General features: G+C 61.4%; 10 protein-coding genes and 1 tRNA gene. 2 read left to right on the plus strand and 9 right to left on the minus strand.

Annotated elements, in window-relative coordinates; all coding sequences use genetic code 11:
- Positions 1 to 51: 51 nt before the first annotated feature.
- From HB630_RS10005 to HB630_RS10030, 6 genes are all read right to left on the minus strand, one after another.
- Positions 52 to 1,362, minus strand: coding sequence for a TAXI family TRAP transporter solute-binding subunit (locus tag HB630_RS10005; RefSeq protein ID WP_346656064.1), 1,311 nt, complete (start codon positions 1,360 to 1,362; stop codon positions 52 to 54).
- A gap of 339 nt (positions 1,363 to 1,701) precedes the next feature.
- Positions 1,702 to 2,718: an alpha/beta fold hydrolase gene (locus tag HB630_RS10010; RefSeq protein ID WP_213772080.1), complete on the minus strand. Its 1,017-nt coding sequence runs from the start codon at positions 2,716 to 2,718 to the stop codon at positions 1,702 to 1,704.
- Between the two features lie 25 nt (positions 2,719 to 2,743).
- On the minus strand, positions 2,744 to 3,865 hold the full coding sequence (locus HB630_RS10015) for an ABC transporter ATP-binding protein (RefSeq protein ID WP_213772081.1): 1,122 nt from the start codon (positions 3,863 to 3,865) through the stop codon (positions 2,744 to 2,746).
- A gap of 14 nt (positions 3,866 to 3,879) precedes the next feature.
- Positions 3,880 to 4,773: an ABC transporter permease gene (locus tag HB630_RS10020; protein WP_213772082.1), complete on the minus strand. Its 894-nt coding sequence runs from the start codon at positions 4,771 to 4,773 to the stop codon at positions 3,880 to 3,882.
- Positions 4,770 to 5,633: an ABC transporter permease gene (locus tag HB630_RS10025; RefSeq protein WP_213772083.1), complete on the minus strand. Its 864-nt coding sequence runs from the start codon at positions 5,631 to 5,633 to the stop codon at positions 4,770 to 4,772. Before HB630_RS10025 ends, HB630_RS10020 begins: the two co-directional genes overlap by 4 nt.
- A gap of 65 nt (positions 5,634 to 5,698) precedes the next feature.
- Positions 5,699 to 7,015: a PotD/PotF family extracellular solute-binding protein gene (locus HB630_RS10030; protein WP_213772084.1), complete on the minus strand. Its 1,317-nt coding sequence runs from the start codon at positions 7,013 to 7,015 to the stop codon at positions 5,699 to 5,701.
- A gap of 715 nt (positions 7,016 to 7,730) precedes the next feature.
- Here HB630_RS10030 and HB630_RS10035 point away from each other — a divergent pair.
- Positions 7,731 to 7,807 (plus strand) — tRNA-Arg (locus tag HB630_RS10035).
- Between the two features lie 128 nt (positions 7,808 to 7,935).
- On the opposite strand, the gene HB630_RS10040 is transcribed toward HB630_RS10035, so the two are convergent.
- The 3 genes from HB630_RS10040 to HB630_RS10050 form a co-directional block, all read right to left on the minus strand.
- On the minus strand, positions 7,936 to 9,420 hold the full coding sequence (locus HB630_RS10040; RefSeq protein WP_213772085.1) for a mechanosensitive ion channel family protein: 1,485 nt from the start codon (positions 9,418 to 9,420) through the stop codon (positions 7,936 to 7,938).
- A gap of 272 nt (positions 9,421 to 9,692) precedes the next feature.
- Positions 9,693 to 12,854 carry a multidrug efflux RND transporter permease subunit gene (locus HB630_RS10045; RefSeq protein ID WP_213772086.1) on the minus strand — a complete coding sequence of 1,054 codons (3,162 nt, stop codon included), beginning with the start codon at positions 12,852 to 12,854 and terminating at the stop codon, positions 9,693 to 9,695.
- Between the two features lie 53 nt (positions 12,855 to 12,907).
- Positions 12,908 to 14,155, minus strand: a complete 1,248-nt coding sequence (locus tag HB630_RS10050; RefSeq protein WP_213772087.1) for an efflux RND transporter periplasmic adaptor subunit — start codon at positions 14,153 to 14,155, stop codon at positions 12,908 to 12,910.
- Between the two features lie 273 nt (positions 14,156 to 14,428).
- Between HB630_RS10050 and HB630_RS10055 the strand changes: the two genes are divergently transcribed.
- Positions 14,429 to 15,028, plus strand: coding sequence for a TetR/AcrR family transcriptional regulator (locus tag HB630_RS10055; RefSeq protein ID WP_346656065.1), 600 nt, complete (start codon positions 14,429 to 14,431; stop codon positions 15,026 to 15,028).
- Positions 15,029 to 15,375 lie beyond the last annotated feature (347 nt).

Genomic DNA, 15,375 nt, shown 5'->3' on the forward strand with positions numbered 1-15,375 from the left:
TCGGACGTTATCCGGGAGCTGGATGATGCTTCGAAGAAAATTTATCCAGCTCTAGCTTGCGCGCATGCGCGGCATGGAGTTGGCGTTGGCCGCGGTTGCGCCGAGCGCGGCCCGCCGGTCGACCACGGCGTGATGGAACTGATCGAGCACGAGGCTGTAGGCGGCGAGATCGCCTTGCTCGATCGCGCCGTCGTCATAGCATTCGAGCGTTTCGCGAACGAACTGGTCGGCCTCGCATTGCAGGGCGTCGAGTTCTTCGATGGAATCGATCTGCCGCACCAGCCCGATCGCGGCGAGCAGCTTTTCGCGGTGCAGGATGTTCAGTTTCCGCTCGTCGCGTTTCACGTAGTGGCGCACCCCCGCGACGCCCGAGCCCAGCACGGAAAACAGCAAAACAGCGCCCCAGATATAGTCGCTGTAATTGTCCATGAAGGAGCGTTCATTGCCGTCGATATAGGCGGCGGCGCCGCGATGCGCGGGCACCGCGGCATCCTTGTCGGTATCGGGTTTCTCGATTTTCGCCGCGCTCGGCACTTCCTTCGCGAGCGAGGGCCGCGCCGCAAAGAGCTGCCGGGTCAGCGCCGCGACCGTGCCTTCCGACAGCGACTTTGGCGCCACGATCAGATGATTGACCCCGAGCGTCTCGATCTTGTCGTCGGGCCGCGCCGGCAATGAGCTGAACGCGCTGCCGGGAATCTCCTCGGATTGATAAAGCGGATGCCGCGAGGCGATCGCTTCCGACACGTCGACCGGCAGGAAGGTCGGCTCACCCCTGGCGCGCGTGGTCGCTGCGATGGCTTCGGAGGTGACCTTGCTGTCGAGCGGGCCGACCGTCATGAACGCATCGATCGTGGTATCGCGCGCCATCTCGGCGATCTGGTTCGGGTTGAATAGCGCGATCGCCACCTTGTCGGGATCGACGCCGGATTCCTTCAGGATGACGCGCAGCAGCGTGATGTTCACCTGGGTCCGGCCGACGACGCCGACGCGGTGGCCCGCCAGATCGCCGATGGCCTTGATTTTCGGCTTGGCCGGCTTGCCGGATCCCTTCCGCGCGGGAGCCCACAATACCGCGACATTCTTGCGCAGGATGGCCACGGATTCGGCGCCGTCGGGCATTTCCTCATCGCTTCGCACCACCGCGAGATCGGCCTTGCGCGCCCGGAGCGCCGCGATGCTGTCGATCGGGCCGGCGGTGGTCATCACCGAGAGCCGGACCGGATCACCATCGCGGGCGAAGGTTTCCGCCAGCGCCTGAGCCAGATCATGGTCGTCGCTGCCCGATGGCCCCACGGCGATTCGAAGGGTCGTCGGTCGCATGATCATGAGGGCGATGCCGACGGCGGCGGCAAACAGCAGCAATCCCGTCGCCAGGAGCAGGAGCGGAGAGCTTCTGTTTTTTCGGCGGCGAAGAGACAAGTCTCCCGCGCCGGTCAAACCGTCTGAAGAGGACATGATGCGGCCGTGCTGCTGACGATGATCCAGGCGGATGCCGGCGAGGATAGCACGCTTCCCGGCCGCGGTCATACCGGATCGGGTCATCCGGGATGCCGGCTGACAGGATCGCGGACCAATGGAAGGTTAAGTCAAAACCGCCCCGAACCAGACCGGCCGGGCGCGATCGCGGCCGGCACCCGCAATGTCCGGAAATCGATCTGATATCCGGGCACAATTCGCCTTTATGGATGCCTTGAAGTTCGCTTAACTGGCAAGAAGCTCTTTAAGCGCAGCATCCAGAACCTTGATGTCGTCGGGACTGGTGCCCGGACCGCCGGCGAAGTGGCCCCAATAGGTCTCAACCACTCTCAGTTCGGCGTTCGGCATGTGCTTGACCTCGAAGGCGCTGTCTTCCTGCGGGAAGTACAGGTCGGTGGAGGCCGGCATCACGAAGGCCTTGGCCTTGATGGCCGACAGCGCTTTGACGTAGTCGCCGCCATAGATCGGGTTGTTGGATATGTCGCCGTACTGCCAGGTCCACAGCATCGTCAACAGGTTGTTGGCGTCCTTGGAAAGCAGCCAGCCTTCCCAGAATCCGACCAGGAAATCCTCCAACGAAGCGTAGCCCAACTTTTTGATATCGGCTTCGAGGCGATAGAAGGTCTGAGAAAGGCCCCAGCCGGCATAGACGCGCGCTGCCGCACGCAGGCCCTTGGCGGGCTGATCCTTGTAGAAGCCGTCCATATAGGCGGAATCGGCCTGAAGGGCCGCCTTCACGCCTTCCAGGAAGACGAAATTGTGCCGCGAGCATTTCGCCGAACCCTGGAACGGCAATATCCGCTCGACCATGTCGGGGAAAATGGCGCCCCAATGGAATGTCTGAAGCGCGCCCATCGACCAGCCGGTAACGAGCTTGATTTTCTTGATGCCGAATTTCTCGACGACGAGGCGCTGCTGCTGCACGACATTGTCATAGGCCGTGATGTTCGGAAAGCGCGAGCCGTTGAACGGAGCCGGTGTATTGCTCGCCGAGGTCGACAGGCCATTGCCGAAAATGTTCGGGATAATGATGAAATACTTTGCGGGATCGAGCGCCATGCCGGGCCCGATCAGCCACTCGTTCTCCAGATGCGTTCCGGAATACCAGCAGGGATAGACGATCACATTGTCCTTGGCCGCATTGAGCGTGCCATAGGTTTTGTAGGCCATCTTGGCGCCGCGCAGGATCTGCCCGCACTGCAAAGTGACATCGCCGAGTTCGAAGATTTCATAGTCCACCATAGCCGATCCCCTGTTCTGGTTTAATCTACGCGGATAGTGCCGTTGTTTTTGAAAGCAGGCGTCCGAGGCTGGTCGGCCACGCCGCCAGCACCACATCCCCGATCGTGTACGGGTCCCGGAAGTAGGTGCGCTCCGGCACATAGGCGACGAATTCGTCGGTGCCGATCGCGTCCAGCATGACCTTGACGAAGTTGCCCTGGTATTCGACCGCCAGAACCCGGCTCGCCAGCGACGACCTGTCCGCCGCCAGATCGAGGCCCGGACGGACGAGATCGATATCGTCGCGCCGCACGGCGACGTCTACCGTGTCGCCCTGGCTGACGCGGGAGTTGCCGATCGGCACCGCGACCGCCTTCATCTCCGGGGCCGTGAGACTGACGCGGTCACCGGAGATGGCGCCGACCCGGCCGGAAAACACGTTCTGACCGCCGAGGAATTCGGCGACGTAGCGATCCCTGGGGGTGGCGTAGACATCGCGCGCTGGTCCCGCCTGCATGATCTGCCCGCGATCCATCACCACCACCATGTCGGCCAGGGCAATCGCCTCCAGTTGCGAATGGGTGACGTGAACGAAGGTGATGCCGAGCTCGCGCTGCATCCGCTGCAGCTCGACCCGCATTCGCACCCGCAATTGTTCATCGAGGGCCGAGAGCGGTTCGTCGAGCAAAAGCACGCGCGGCTCGGTAATGGCCGCCCGGGCCAGCGCGACACGCTGCTGCTGCCCGCCGGAGAGTTGCGCCGGCAGGCGGTTGGCAAGTTCGGTCAGCCGGACCTTTTCGATCATCGCATCGGTCTGGCGATAGCGGTCCGCCTTGCTCATGCCCCGTATCCGCAATGCGAAGGCGATATTGTCGCGCACGGTCAAATGCGGAAACAGGGCGTAGGATTGAAACATCATTGCGGTGCCGCGCTCGACCGGCGGCAATCCCACGACGTCTTCGCCGCCGATCAGGATCTCGCCGTCGGTCGGATCCTCGTGGCCCGCGATCATGCGCAAGATCGTGGTCTTGCCGCAGCCGGATGGCCCAAGGAAACAGCAATAGGCGCCGTCCGGAATTTTCAGGTTGATGCCCTGCACCACCGTATGCACGCCGTCGTAGCTCTTGGTGAGACCCGCAAGCTCGATGTCTCCGCGCTTGACCGCCATTGCCGTTACTCCAGTCAGTTTTCGTTGGCGCGGGCGCTTCGCCGCCGCTGCATGAACACGATGGTCCCGAGCGCGGCAGCGATGATGACAAAGGAAATGATCGTGGTGACGGTTCCCAGCGCGTAGAGCGACGGCGACGTGACATTGAGCGTCATGCTCCATATCTCCAGCGGCAAGGTGTTTTGCGGGCCGGCCGTTTGCAGGGTGCGGGCGAACTCGTCGTAGGAAAGCGTGAACCCGAATAGCGCTACGGCGACCAGCCCCGGCGCCAGCACCGGAATGATCACCAGCCGGATGGTTTGCCAGGTCGTCGCCCCGAGATCGCGCGCGGCCTCTTCCCAGGCCGGATTGAATCTCGACATCACCGCGAACATCACCAGCACGCCGAACGGCAGCGTCCAGGAGAGTTGCGCCCCGAGCGCGGAACCGAAAGGCGAGGTATCGATGCCGATCGCGTTGAACAACAGGCCGACGCCGATGCCCAGCACCAGGCCGGGTGCCACCAGGCTGCCGATCATCAGCGCGAAGACGATATTGTCTCCGGGAAAGCGGCGGCGAAACGCCATCGCGGCCATGAACGAGACCACCACCGTGATCGCGGTCACCACTATGGCCAGCTTGATGGAACGATCGAATGCTCCCTTGACGTCGCCGGTCCTCACCTGCGTGAAGAGGTCGACGAACCAGTGCAGCGACAGTCCCTTCATCGGGAACACCAGCCCGCCGCGAACATCCTGGAACGACAGGATGTAGATGCAGATCATCGGACCATAGAGCGCGATGACGTAAAATGTAAAAAGCGCAGCCAGCACATAGAACGTCCACGGCCGGCCACCGCGGCTCGGCGCGATGGCCTTCTTGCTGACGCGCGGAGGATCCATCACGGCGGTGTGCGGCGTCGCGCTCATTGCGTGATCTCCTTGCGGATATCGACGGTGCGCAGGATGAAGGAGACCACGGCGAGCAGGATCACGGTCAGGACGATCGCGCTTGCCGCGGCGCCCGGATATTGGAGCACCGAGATGTCCTCGTAGAAAGCGCCCACGACCGAGGCCGATCCGCCGCCGGACATCACCTTGGTGACGAAGAAATCGCCCATCACGATCGAAATGACGAAGATCGACCCCAGCGCGATCCCGCTCTTGGAGAGCGGCACCACGATCAGCCGCATGATGTCGAAACGGCTGGCCCCCGCATCCACCGCCGCCTCGATCACCCGCTTGTCGATCCGCGCCATCGAATTGAAGATCGGCACGATCATGAAGATCGTCAGCTGATGCACATAGGCGACGACGACGGCGAAGCTCGAATACAGCAGGAATTCAAGCGGTTCGCGAATGAGGCCAAGCCGCAACAGCGCCGAGTTGATGAGCCCCTCCTTTCCCAATAGCGGAATCCACGAAATCATCCTGATGATGTTCGACGTCCAGAACGGAACCGTGCAGATCAGAAACAGGCCGATCGCGAGCAACGGATTGCGGACGTGGAAGACCAGGAAATACGCGATGAAGAAGCCAAGCAGCAGCGTGAAGAACCAGGTGAGAACCGTGAACTTGATGGTTTCGAGATAGAGATTGAACGTCAGTCCGGACGTCAGAACGGTTGCATAGTTCGCAAGCGTGAACGTCGGAATCAGGCCTCCGAAACCGTCGGTCTCGAACACGCTTGCGACCAGCACCACCAGGATAGGCAAGACGAAGAAGGGTATCAGGACGAGCATCAGCGGCGAGATATAGAGCCAGCTCTGTATCGGTCGGGAAATGGTCATAAAGGCCTCTGGATTTGTCTTCTGGTCGGCATTGACCGACCGGAAGCTTTGCCGACGAAGGTCGATCAGGCGACCTTGAAGTCGTTCCAGCGCTTGTTCATGTAAGCCGCCTCATCCATCAGCGTGTTCCAGCACGAAATATTGGTGACGCGATCGACAAAGGAGCCGCCGTCGCGGACCGTGCCGGCCACCTCCATCGGCACGCCGTAGGGATCGGTGACGGGTTCGGGGGCGGGCTTGCCTTCGTACCAGAAGGCGTATTCGGCCGGGGTCATGAACTTCTTTGCGGTGGAGGGGACCGGGCTGTAGTAGCCATAGCGGCTGACGAACGCGCCCTGCCAGCCCGACATGTACCAGTTCATGTATTCATAGGCGGCATCCAGCTTTTTGCCGGTCAGATGCTTCATCAGACCCATGCCGTTGCACCAGCCGCGATAGCCCTCCTTGCCGTCCTTGATGTTGACCGGGGCATAGGTGCAGGGAATCTGCTTCACCCGGACGGCGGCGACAGCCGGCGACCACATCGATTGAATGACGACCTCACCGGCGGCCATCAACTGCACCGACTGGTCGAACGTGGTCCAGGTGGCGCGGAATTGTCCGGCCTTCTTCAGTTCGATCAACTTGTCGCAGGTGAAGTCGATCTCCTTCTTGCTCATGTTTCCCTTGTTGCCGTATTTGATCAGGCCCGCGCTCTCGAAACACAGCGCCGCGTCCATGATCCCGATCGCAGGGACATCGAGGATGGCGGCTTTGCCCTTGAATTTCGGATCGATCAGGTCTTTCCATTCGGTCACGGTATGACCCACGAGGTCCGGCCGATAGCCGATGGAGTCGGCATTGTAGACCTGCGGAACGTTGGTCAACCAATCCGTGACGCCGTCGTGCAATTCCGTCGAATCATGTTTCTCGATGTAGAGCGCTTCGTAAGGTGAAATGCCCTGGCGGGGAATCTTGTGTCCGTCGAGCTCTCCCTTGGTGAAGATCGGCAGGAAATTATTGAACTCCGCGATCTTCTTGGCTTCGATACCCTGGATAACGCCGCGCTTGGCGGCGAGCTTGGCCTGCCAGCCCTCGAGATCCGCTATATCGACGCTGTTCGGCTGCGTGATGAATCGATTGATGGCCGCCGAGGTGTCGAGATTCTGCATCGTCACCTTGAAGCCGAGATCTTTCGCTGCCTGATCGCCGATCGCCTTCACGACGGAATAGGAGACGCCGACGTGGCGCAACTCGATATCCTTGATCTCCTGCGCCCAGATGGTCGGAAAACCGGTGATGACGCCTGATCCCGCAACGGCAGCGCCTGCCTTCAGAAACGATCGCCGATTGACGCGCTTGGGAGACGTTGTCGGATTGTCTTTTTCATCCTTGGCAGTCATTTCTCACCTCTGGTCAATGTTCGACACCGGGGATGGACTGCGGATGGTACAGTTTGCAACCGCTACCGGCATTGGCAGGGTTGGATTTCGACAAGCATAAAGATCGTCACGCTTGCCACTACCAGCAGTTCATTTGTCGCTCGTGACAAAAAGTGTCTGGCAAACGGCACGCGCGCGAAACTAGCTTTTTCACCCAGAGCTGAGGGTCAAAACACGTATTTATTTTGAGCTAAGAAACAGATATGCGCTGCCGGAGGTGCCACCCTGACGGCCGCCGATATTATCGGCAGCGTGGCGCTACAACGTTCACGGACAACACGCTTATCACCCTCTGCGTCTAATTGATGTGCATTTTGAGAGTTAATTTGCTTGATTGCATACGGCGAGACTTTCGGACTCATTCGTCGCCGACGTCGGACCGCAATTGGAGATCATGCCCCTTTTTGACCGAGGCAACAGCTGCTCGATGGTGCTTTTGACCACTGAGCTGACAGCCGTATCAGCGGAGCATCATTGCCGGATCTCGCGAACAGGGCGAAGCCCGGTCAAGCATTGGCCGACCTCGTTGTCGGGTGCCGCGGTCGACCGAAATAATAGAGTGTTTTCCGGCAAACCGGCCTGCGACCCGGACCAATACGCGGCCGGCAAGGACTGGCGATCATGCGCCCGTTCTGCTATGGACCCGTCCTGCGCCCGCGTCTGACCGCGGGTCTCCGGTCCCGTAGCTCAGCCGGATAGAGCGACGGTTTCCTAAACCGTAGGTCGGAAGTTCGAGTCTTCCCGGGATCGCCAGCGCGCCTGTTGCGCTTTGCGTAATGAAATCAACCGTTTCTCCGTTCAACCCGTCCGCGCCTTGAAAAGGCTGTGTGCGAAGGGCGATCGGCGCCGCCGATCCGGGATCGCCAGGGGTTGCGGTCCGGTCATATCGATCCGTCCCGATCGGACTCAAAATGGAAGAAGTTTCGAATGCGGGGCAGCAGCCGGCCGCCCATGTCGACATTCTCGGTCGCGCGGGTCATGGCTTGCCGATGGAGGATATCCAGCCCGTGCCTCGCCGACTTTTCGAATGCAGATGCCAGTTCGGGATCCGTCGAGATCAATGGCGCGATGGCGTCGTGAGGCAGGATGTAGATCCGGCAATATGTACGTGCCGTCGCCGTCGCGGCGTGAGGCGTTCCCGTAAAGAGACCGATTTCACCGATATATTCTCCAGCTCCAATGCAACCGATGGTCTCGGCGGCAGCCGCCTCGGTCTGTCGCGTGACTTCCAGTATGCCTGATGCAACGACATAGAGATTGGTGTCCGCGGCTCCCTCAACGAAGAGCTTTTCGCCGGGCTCAATTAAGCGCGATTTCAGTTTGTCGACGAGGCCGTCTATCTGCTGTGCCGTAAGACATTCGAATAGAACAAGGCCATGAAGGAGTCTGCGCGCCAAGTCGGTTGTCGTTGACGAAATCTTATCGGGTTCACCGTGCTGACGTTTCTTTTCAAGAAACCCGCCATAATAAAGCTGCTGGCGCGCGCGCCTGAGAAGCAGATCCTTTGCCGGCGAGAGATCCTTTGTGCTCTCCACGAAAAACGAGATCTTATAGACGTTTCGCTTTGATCCTAGTTGGATGAGAACCGCCGTTGGCTCAGGCATTCTGAGAATGTTCGGGCAGAGCAGGGTTGCTTGCTGGAGCGTATCAATGATGTTTTCCGGATTCGCACGTTCAGGACACGAGATCTCGACGGACGCTGCCCGGCGCTGGCGAGGAACACTTCTGTTGATGATCTCGGCCTTGGCGATATGACTGTTGGGAATGATCGCGACATCATCCCCGTCAGTCTGAATGCGGATCGATCGCCAATTGATCTGCACGACCTGTCCTTCGATCTTGTCGTCAATCTGAATTCTGTCACCGACACCGAACGGCTCCTCGACGCCAACGGCCATTCCGGCAAATACGTCGGCGAGGGTATTCTGCAGCGCGAGGCCAAGGACAATCGCTAACACCCCGGATGTCGCCAAAAGACCGGTGACCGGAAGGGCAAATACCGAATTCAGGACGACAAGCGCTGTCGCGATGTAGATGGCGGCGCCGAAGAGATCGGAAAACAGCGTGGTCTGGCGCGCGCGTCGATCACGGTGAAAGCTGAGCCAGAGAAGCGAGACAATGATCCTGGCCCCCAGCAACCACCAGGCGCCTCCGATCGCTCGCATCCACAACGCCGCGCTGTCGAGCGGCCCGCTGGGAGGCGGAAAGATCGGAGAAACGCCCCGTCTCAGAAGATAGATGCTGATCGCCGCGAATACCGCGGAGTCGAATGTGAGACGGATGCGGTCCGGAAAGCGACGTAAGGCGAGGATGCCGATCACGGTGATCGCAACAAGCACAGCGGCTGGAATTAAAGTCGGACTCATGCCATCGCCATGATCGCTATTTGGGCTCCACGCCAAGCATGCCGGTTAATCGAACGCGGGGATAGGCGCGATAATGTGGTACGGCAAGCTTCCGCCGTGGCGTTTTCTGCCTACCGGAGCATCGTCTCCGCCGGCATATTGGACAGAAATGCGACAGGTCGCCAAGTGGGGCAAGATCACAAATAGTGCGAGTGCCTTCGCGAAGGAGGGCAGGGGCAGCGCGAGCCGGCGCCTGTTCGCAATCCTCGCCGCAGGACTCCGATCCTGCGGCGTTACACTACATGCGCAACTTCCTGGGCTTTCGCCTGCCGCTTCTTGCGGCTGATCTTGCGGACCACGGTGTAGAAGGCCGGCGTGAACAAGAGGCCGAACGCCGTCACCCCGAGCATGCCGGCAAAGACAGCCGTACCGAGCGATTGCCGCATCTCCGAGCCGGCGCCGGTTGCGACCACCAGCGGCGCGACGCCGAAGATGAACGCCAGCGACGTCATCAGGATCGGCCGCAGCCGCGTGCGCGCCGCGGTGACGGCGGCCTCGGCGGGGGTGGCGCCGTTTGCCTCGGTCTGCCGCGCGAATTCCACGATCAGGATCGCGTTCTTGGCGGCAAGTCCGACCAGCACGACGAAGCCGATCTGCGCCAGCACGTCGATCGGCATGCCCCGTATCAACAGCCCGGTTACGGAGGCCAACAGGCACATCGGAACGATCATCACCACCGCGAGCGGCAGATTCCAGCTTTCATACTGCGCCGCGAGCACCAGGAACACGAACAGGGCGGCCGCGCCGAACACCAGCAGCGATGACGTTCCCGGCAGTTGCTGCTGGAAAGCGAGTTCGGTCCATTCGAAGCCGATGCCGGGCGGCAAGACTTCGTGGGCGAGTTCTTCCATCCGATGCAATGCGGTGCCGGTTGCAACGTCGGGAGCGGCGACGCCCATTACTTCGGCGGCGGGAAACAGATCGTAGCGGGGCACGCGGTAGGGCGCATTCTCCGGCTTCAACTGTGCCACGGTGCCGATCGGCACCATCTCGCCCGATGCATTGCGCGCTTTCAGCCGCGTGATGTCCTGCGGATCCTGACGGAAGCCGCCGTCAGCCTGCGCGATGACCTCGTAGGTACGGCCGAGATAGTTGAAGTCGTTGACATATTGCGAGCCGAGATAGAGCTGCAGCGTGTTGAACACGTCGGTCGGCGTCAGGCCTACCTTTTCGGCTTTCTCGCGATTGATATCGGCATAGACCGACGGCGAGCGGGTACTGAACAAGGTGAAGACGCCGGCAAAGCTCGGATCCTTGTTGGCGGCGGCGACCAGCGTCTGCGCCGCTTTGGCGAGCGCTTCCGATCCGAGACCGGCGCGATCCTGCAGCATCATCTTGAAGCCACCGGCACTGCCGATGCCCTGCACGGGCGGCGGCGGAATCGTCAGCACATTGGCTTCCTGGATCACCGAGAGGCGCTTGCGCAGATCGGCAAGCACGCTGTTCGCGGTCACGCCCTTGACGTCGTGATTGTACAGCGAGGGCAGGGCCGAGAAGATCGTCGCGGCATTGGATGCGATGGTGAAAGTGGTCGCGTCCAGCCCGGCGAACGGTGCGACGTGCTCGACTCCTGGCGTCGACATGATGATGTCGATCGCTTTCTTGACCACCGCTTCGGTGCGGTCGAGCGTTGCCCCGGGCGGCAACTGCACCACCGTGATGAGATAGCCCTGGTCCTGCTCGGGAATGAAGCCTGTCGGCGCGCGGAAGAACTGGAAGCCGGTGATGCCGATCAGCGCCACATAGATCACGAGCACGACGCCGGTGATCTGCACCAGCCGCCGCGTCAGCCGTCCATAGCTCGTCGACAGCCACTGGAATCCGAAATTGAAGCGGTCGAATCCGGCCTGCACCAACCGCGCGATCCATGAACGGCGCGCCGCGTGGCCGGGCTCGTGGGCCTTGAACAGCACCGCGCACAGGGCGGGGCTCAGGGTCAGCGAGACGAAGCAGGAGATCAGGGTCGAGGCGGCGATGGTGATCGCGAATTGCTGGAAGAACAGGCCGGTGATGCCGGACAGGAAGGCCGACGGCACGAACACCGCACACAAAGTCAGCGCGATCGAGATCAGCGCGCCGCCGACCTCGTTCATGGTGACATGGGCGGCCTCTTTCGGGCTCATTCCCCGTTCGAGGTTGCGCTCGACATTTTCCACCACGACGATGGCGTCGTCGACGACGATGCCGACCGCCAGCACGAGGCCGAACAGCGATAAATTGTTCAACGAAATGCCGAGCGCATAAAGGAAGGTAAAGGTGCCAACCAGCGACACCGGGATCGCGATCACGGGAATGATGGCGGCGCGCCAGCTCTGCAGGAACAGGAACACGACGCCCACCACCAGAAGGATCGCGATGAAGATCGTCTTGACCACCTCGTCGACCGATTTGCCAACGAAAATGGTGGGATCATAGATGATCTTGTAGTCGAGGCCGGGTGGGAAGTCCTTGGCCAGCGTTTTCATCGCGTCGAGCACTTCGTGATCGACAGCGAGGGAATTGGCGCCCGGTTGAGCAAATATCAGCAGCGGCAGGCCCGGCTGACGGTCCATGTAGGCGCTCGAACCGTAATCGGAGGCGCCGATCTCGACGCGGCCGACATCGCGCAGGCGCGTCACGCGGCCCTCGCTGTCCGACTTCAGCACGATCGAGGCGAACTCTTCGGGCGTGGAGAGCCGGCCGAGCGTCTGCACGTTGAGCTGATAGGCCTGCTTTGATGCGATCGGCGGCTGGTTCAAGATGCCCGCCGAGACCTGGATGTTCTGGGCGCGCAGCGCGGCAAGAACCTCGCCCGCGTTCAAATTATGCGCGGCGACCTTGTCCGGATCGAGCCAGATGCGCATGGCGTAATCGCGGCCGCCCTGGAACTGTACGTCGCCGACGCCCGGCAGCCGCGCCAGCACGTCCTTCACGTGCAAGGTTGCGTAGTTCGAGGTGTAGAGCAGGTCGCGGGAGCTATCCGGTGAATAAAGATGGACGGCGAGCAGGATGTTGGGTGTCGACTTTCTCACCTGTACACCGAGTTGCTGGACGTCCGCGGGGAGGCGGGGCAGCGCGTCCTGCACCCGGTTCTGCGTCAGCATCTGCGCGACGTTGAGGTCGGTGCCGATCCGGAAAGTCACGGTGATGGTGAGCTTGCCGTCGCCAGTCGACTGGCTGTTCATGTAGATCATGTTCTCGACGCCGTTGATCTCCTGCTCAAGCGGCGTGGCAACCGTCCGTGAAACAACGTCCGCGGACGCGCCCGGATAGGACGTGGTGATCTGGACGGTGGGTGGCACGATCTCCGGATATTGCGCAATTGGCAGCATGGCGAGCGCGCCGAGCCCGATCAGCGTCAGGAAGACGCTGAGGACCGTGGCGAAGATCGGCCGGTCGATGAAGCTATGGGACATGGAAAGCTCCTGCCTCGGTCCAGATGGTTTGGCGAAAATGTCTCAGGCTTGGTTCAGCCTCGACCTTCCGCGGCCGCGTCGTAGTGGATGGCGCCGTCCTGCGGCGCGACCTTGGCGCCGGGAATGGCGCGCACCAGGCCATCGATGATGACGCGGTCGCTCGCGTCCAGCCCGGACTGGATCACGCGCAATCCGCCGCGAAGATCGCCGGTAGTCACGATCTTGGGCTTCACGGTCGCATCGGGGGCCACCGTCATCACCAGTCGCTGCGACTGGTCGAGCACGACCGCGGAGTCCGGCAGCAGATAGACCGGTGCGGGCGGTGCGATCGCGACTCGAAGCCGGGCGAATTGGCCCGGCGCCAGGAACAGGTCCGGGTTCGGTACCGTGGCCCGCGCGTGAATGGTCCCGCTCGAACGGTCGAGCGAATTGTCGATGAAGTCGAGCGTACCTTCGCGGCCGAAACTGTTCTCGTCGCTGAGGCCGATCGCAACCTTGTTGGCCAGCGGACCGCCGATGCGGGCGCGCTCGCGCGAGAAGGTCAGGAAATCGGATTCGCTCATGTCGAAATCGAGATAAAGCGGATCGAGTGAAACCAGGGTCGCCAGCAGCGTGGTCGGGCTGGTAGCGGCGCGGCTGCCCGCGACCAGGCTTCCGATCGAGACCTGGCGCGCGCCGATGCGGCCGGTGAACGGCGCCCGCACGTGGCAATATTCGAGGTCGAGCTCGGCGTCGCGGATGCGCGCCGTGGCGTCCTCGACCGCCGCCTGCGACGTATCATGGTCGGAGGTCCGCTGGTCGACCGTCTCCTGGGTTGCGAATTCATTGCGCCGAAGCGACTGCGCGCGCGAAAGCTGAGTGTTGGCGAGTTCCACATGGGCCGTCGCGGTCTGTAGCGCCGCTTTGGCCTGCTCGAGCTTGATCTCGTAGGGGCGCGGATCGATCACAAAGAGAAGGTCGCCCTTGTGTACGATCTGGCCGTCCTTGAAGTGGATCTCGGTCAGCGTCCCGCCGACCTGGGCCCGCAGTTCGATGCGGTCGATCGCCGAGAACTGGCCGAGAAAGCCGACCCTGGTATCGACCTCTCGCTGCAAGGGCTGACTGACCGTCACCAGGGGGGCAGGAGTCGCAAGTGCCACCGCCTGGCTTCCCTTGGGAGGTCCGAAGCCGAAATAGACGGCGAGGAGACCGAGAACCACCGCGGCGCCGACCGCGGCCGTTCTCCAGGTCCGCCGGCGCGGCGGTGCGGGTTCATCAAGCGGTTCTTTTTCGAGCTTCGAGCGATCTGTGATCTGATCCATGAGGCTGTCCATAAATCCTTGCCATGCGGTCCGAAATTCGGCGGCCCCGCCACCGTGCCGTCCGCTCCAACGTGTCGAAATCGGCATGCCAGGCGCTTGTCATTCGGCAGCGGAAAAGTCTCGGTCGGGGTTGATATTTGGAGCAGGAGCTCCAAATATTGTTGGCGGGATATAAACTCCGGGAGGCGTGGTTCAAGGATTTTTGGAGCAATGACATCAAAAATAATCAAGGGAAGCATCCAGGGAAGCAAACGCGGTCGGGGACGGCCGGCAGTGTTCGATCGCGACCTCGCGTTGAGAGAGGCGATGAATCTGTTCTGGGAGCGTGGCTATGAGGGCACGTCGTTCGACGACTTGATCGCCGCGATGGGGATCAGTTCGTCGAGTTTCTACAATTCGTTCGGCAGCAAGGAAGCGCTCTATTGCGAGGCCACGCAGTCTTATCTGGAGTGGTCAGGCCACTGGTTCTTCGCCATTCTCAACGATCCCTCGATCGATGCGAAAACCGCCTTCGCGCGGCTGTTCGCCGCGACGGCGGAAGAGTTCACGCGCGGCGATCACCCGCTCGGCTGCATGATTTCGCTCGCGGGTACGCATTGCCCGCCGGGAATGAAGAACATTCGCGAAATGATGGCCGAGCATCGCGCCTTTTCGGAAGGCGCGATGGCGGAGCGCATGCGAAAGGGTATCCAGGATGGCGACCTGTCCGAAGATACCGACTGCGACATGCTTGCGGCCTATTATAGCGCCGTGGCGCGGGGGCTTGCGGTGCAGGCGCGCGATGGCGCATCGCACGAGAAACTGGCCGAGATCGGCCGGCTGGCGATGCGCGCCTGGCCAGCCCGGCAAGGCGCGGAGAAGGTCATAGCTTGACCGCACCCGCCGCCGAGCGGTCGTTCGCCCGTTCGTGAAAGGGCTTGATCAGTCCTCAAGGGGAAAGCCCCGCCATGCGGCGTGGCAATGACGAACAGATCGATCTTCGATAGAGCCTCTCGCGTGTACGATCAGGAAAACCCGCCGACGTAACCGCGCGAGTCGCTGAGGCTGGCGCTGCCCGACATTTTTATGACATTGCTTCCGTGTGGCTTCCGCTTGCCGCGCGTTCGTCCGGCTTCCGTTGGACTTGTTGTCTCCGCGCAGAGGAGGCATGATCGGCGCCATTAACGCCAACGGGTGATCGAACGGCACACGGATCCTCACTCACATGACGGCAATTGATC

It is taken from the genome of Bradyrhizobium sp. dw_78 (assembly GCF_018449525.1).
Taxonomy (GTDB): domain Bacteria; phylum Pseudomonadota; class Alphaproteobacteria; order Rhizobiales; family Xanthobacteraceae; genus Bradyrhizobium.

What these genes read in the sequence shown, in the direction of transcription:
- HB630_RS10025 (WP_213772083.1), bottom strand. Translation starts at nt 5,633, where the DNA reads ATGACCATTTCCCGACCGATACAGAGCTGGCTCTATATCTCGCCGCTG.
- HB630_RS10040 (WP_213772085.1), bottom strand. Translation starts at nt 9,420, where the DNA reads ATGAGTCCGACTTTAATTCCAGCCGCTGTGCTTGTTGCGATCACCGTG.
- HB630_RS10020 (WP_213772082.1), bottom strand. Translation starts at nt 4,773, where the DNA reads ATGAGCGCGACGCCGCACACCGCCGTGATGGATCCTCCGCGCGTCAGC.
- HB630_RS10010 (WP_213772080.1), bottom strand. Translation starts at nt 2,718, where the DNA reads ATGGTGGACTATGAAATCTTCGAACTCGGCGATGTCACTTTGCAGTGC.
- HB630_RS10030 (WP_213772084.1), bottom strand. Translation starts at nt 7,015, where the DNA reads ATGACTGCCAAGGATGAAAAAGACAATCCGACAACGTCTCCCAAGCGC.
- HB630_RS10050 (WP_213772087.1), bottom strand. Translation starts at nt 14,155, where the DNA reads ATGGATCAGATCACAGATCGCTCGAAGCTCGAAAAAGAACCGCTTGAT.
- HB630_RS10045 (WP_213772086.1), bottom strand. Translation starts at nt 12,854, where the DNA reads ATGTCCCATAGCTTCATCGACCGGCCGATCTTCGCCACGGTCCTCAGC.
- HB630_RS10015 (WP_213772081.1), bottom strand. Translation starts at nt 3,865, where the DNA reads ATGGCGGTCAAGCGCGGAGACATCGAGCTTGCGGGTCTCACCAAGAGC.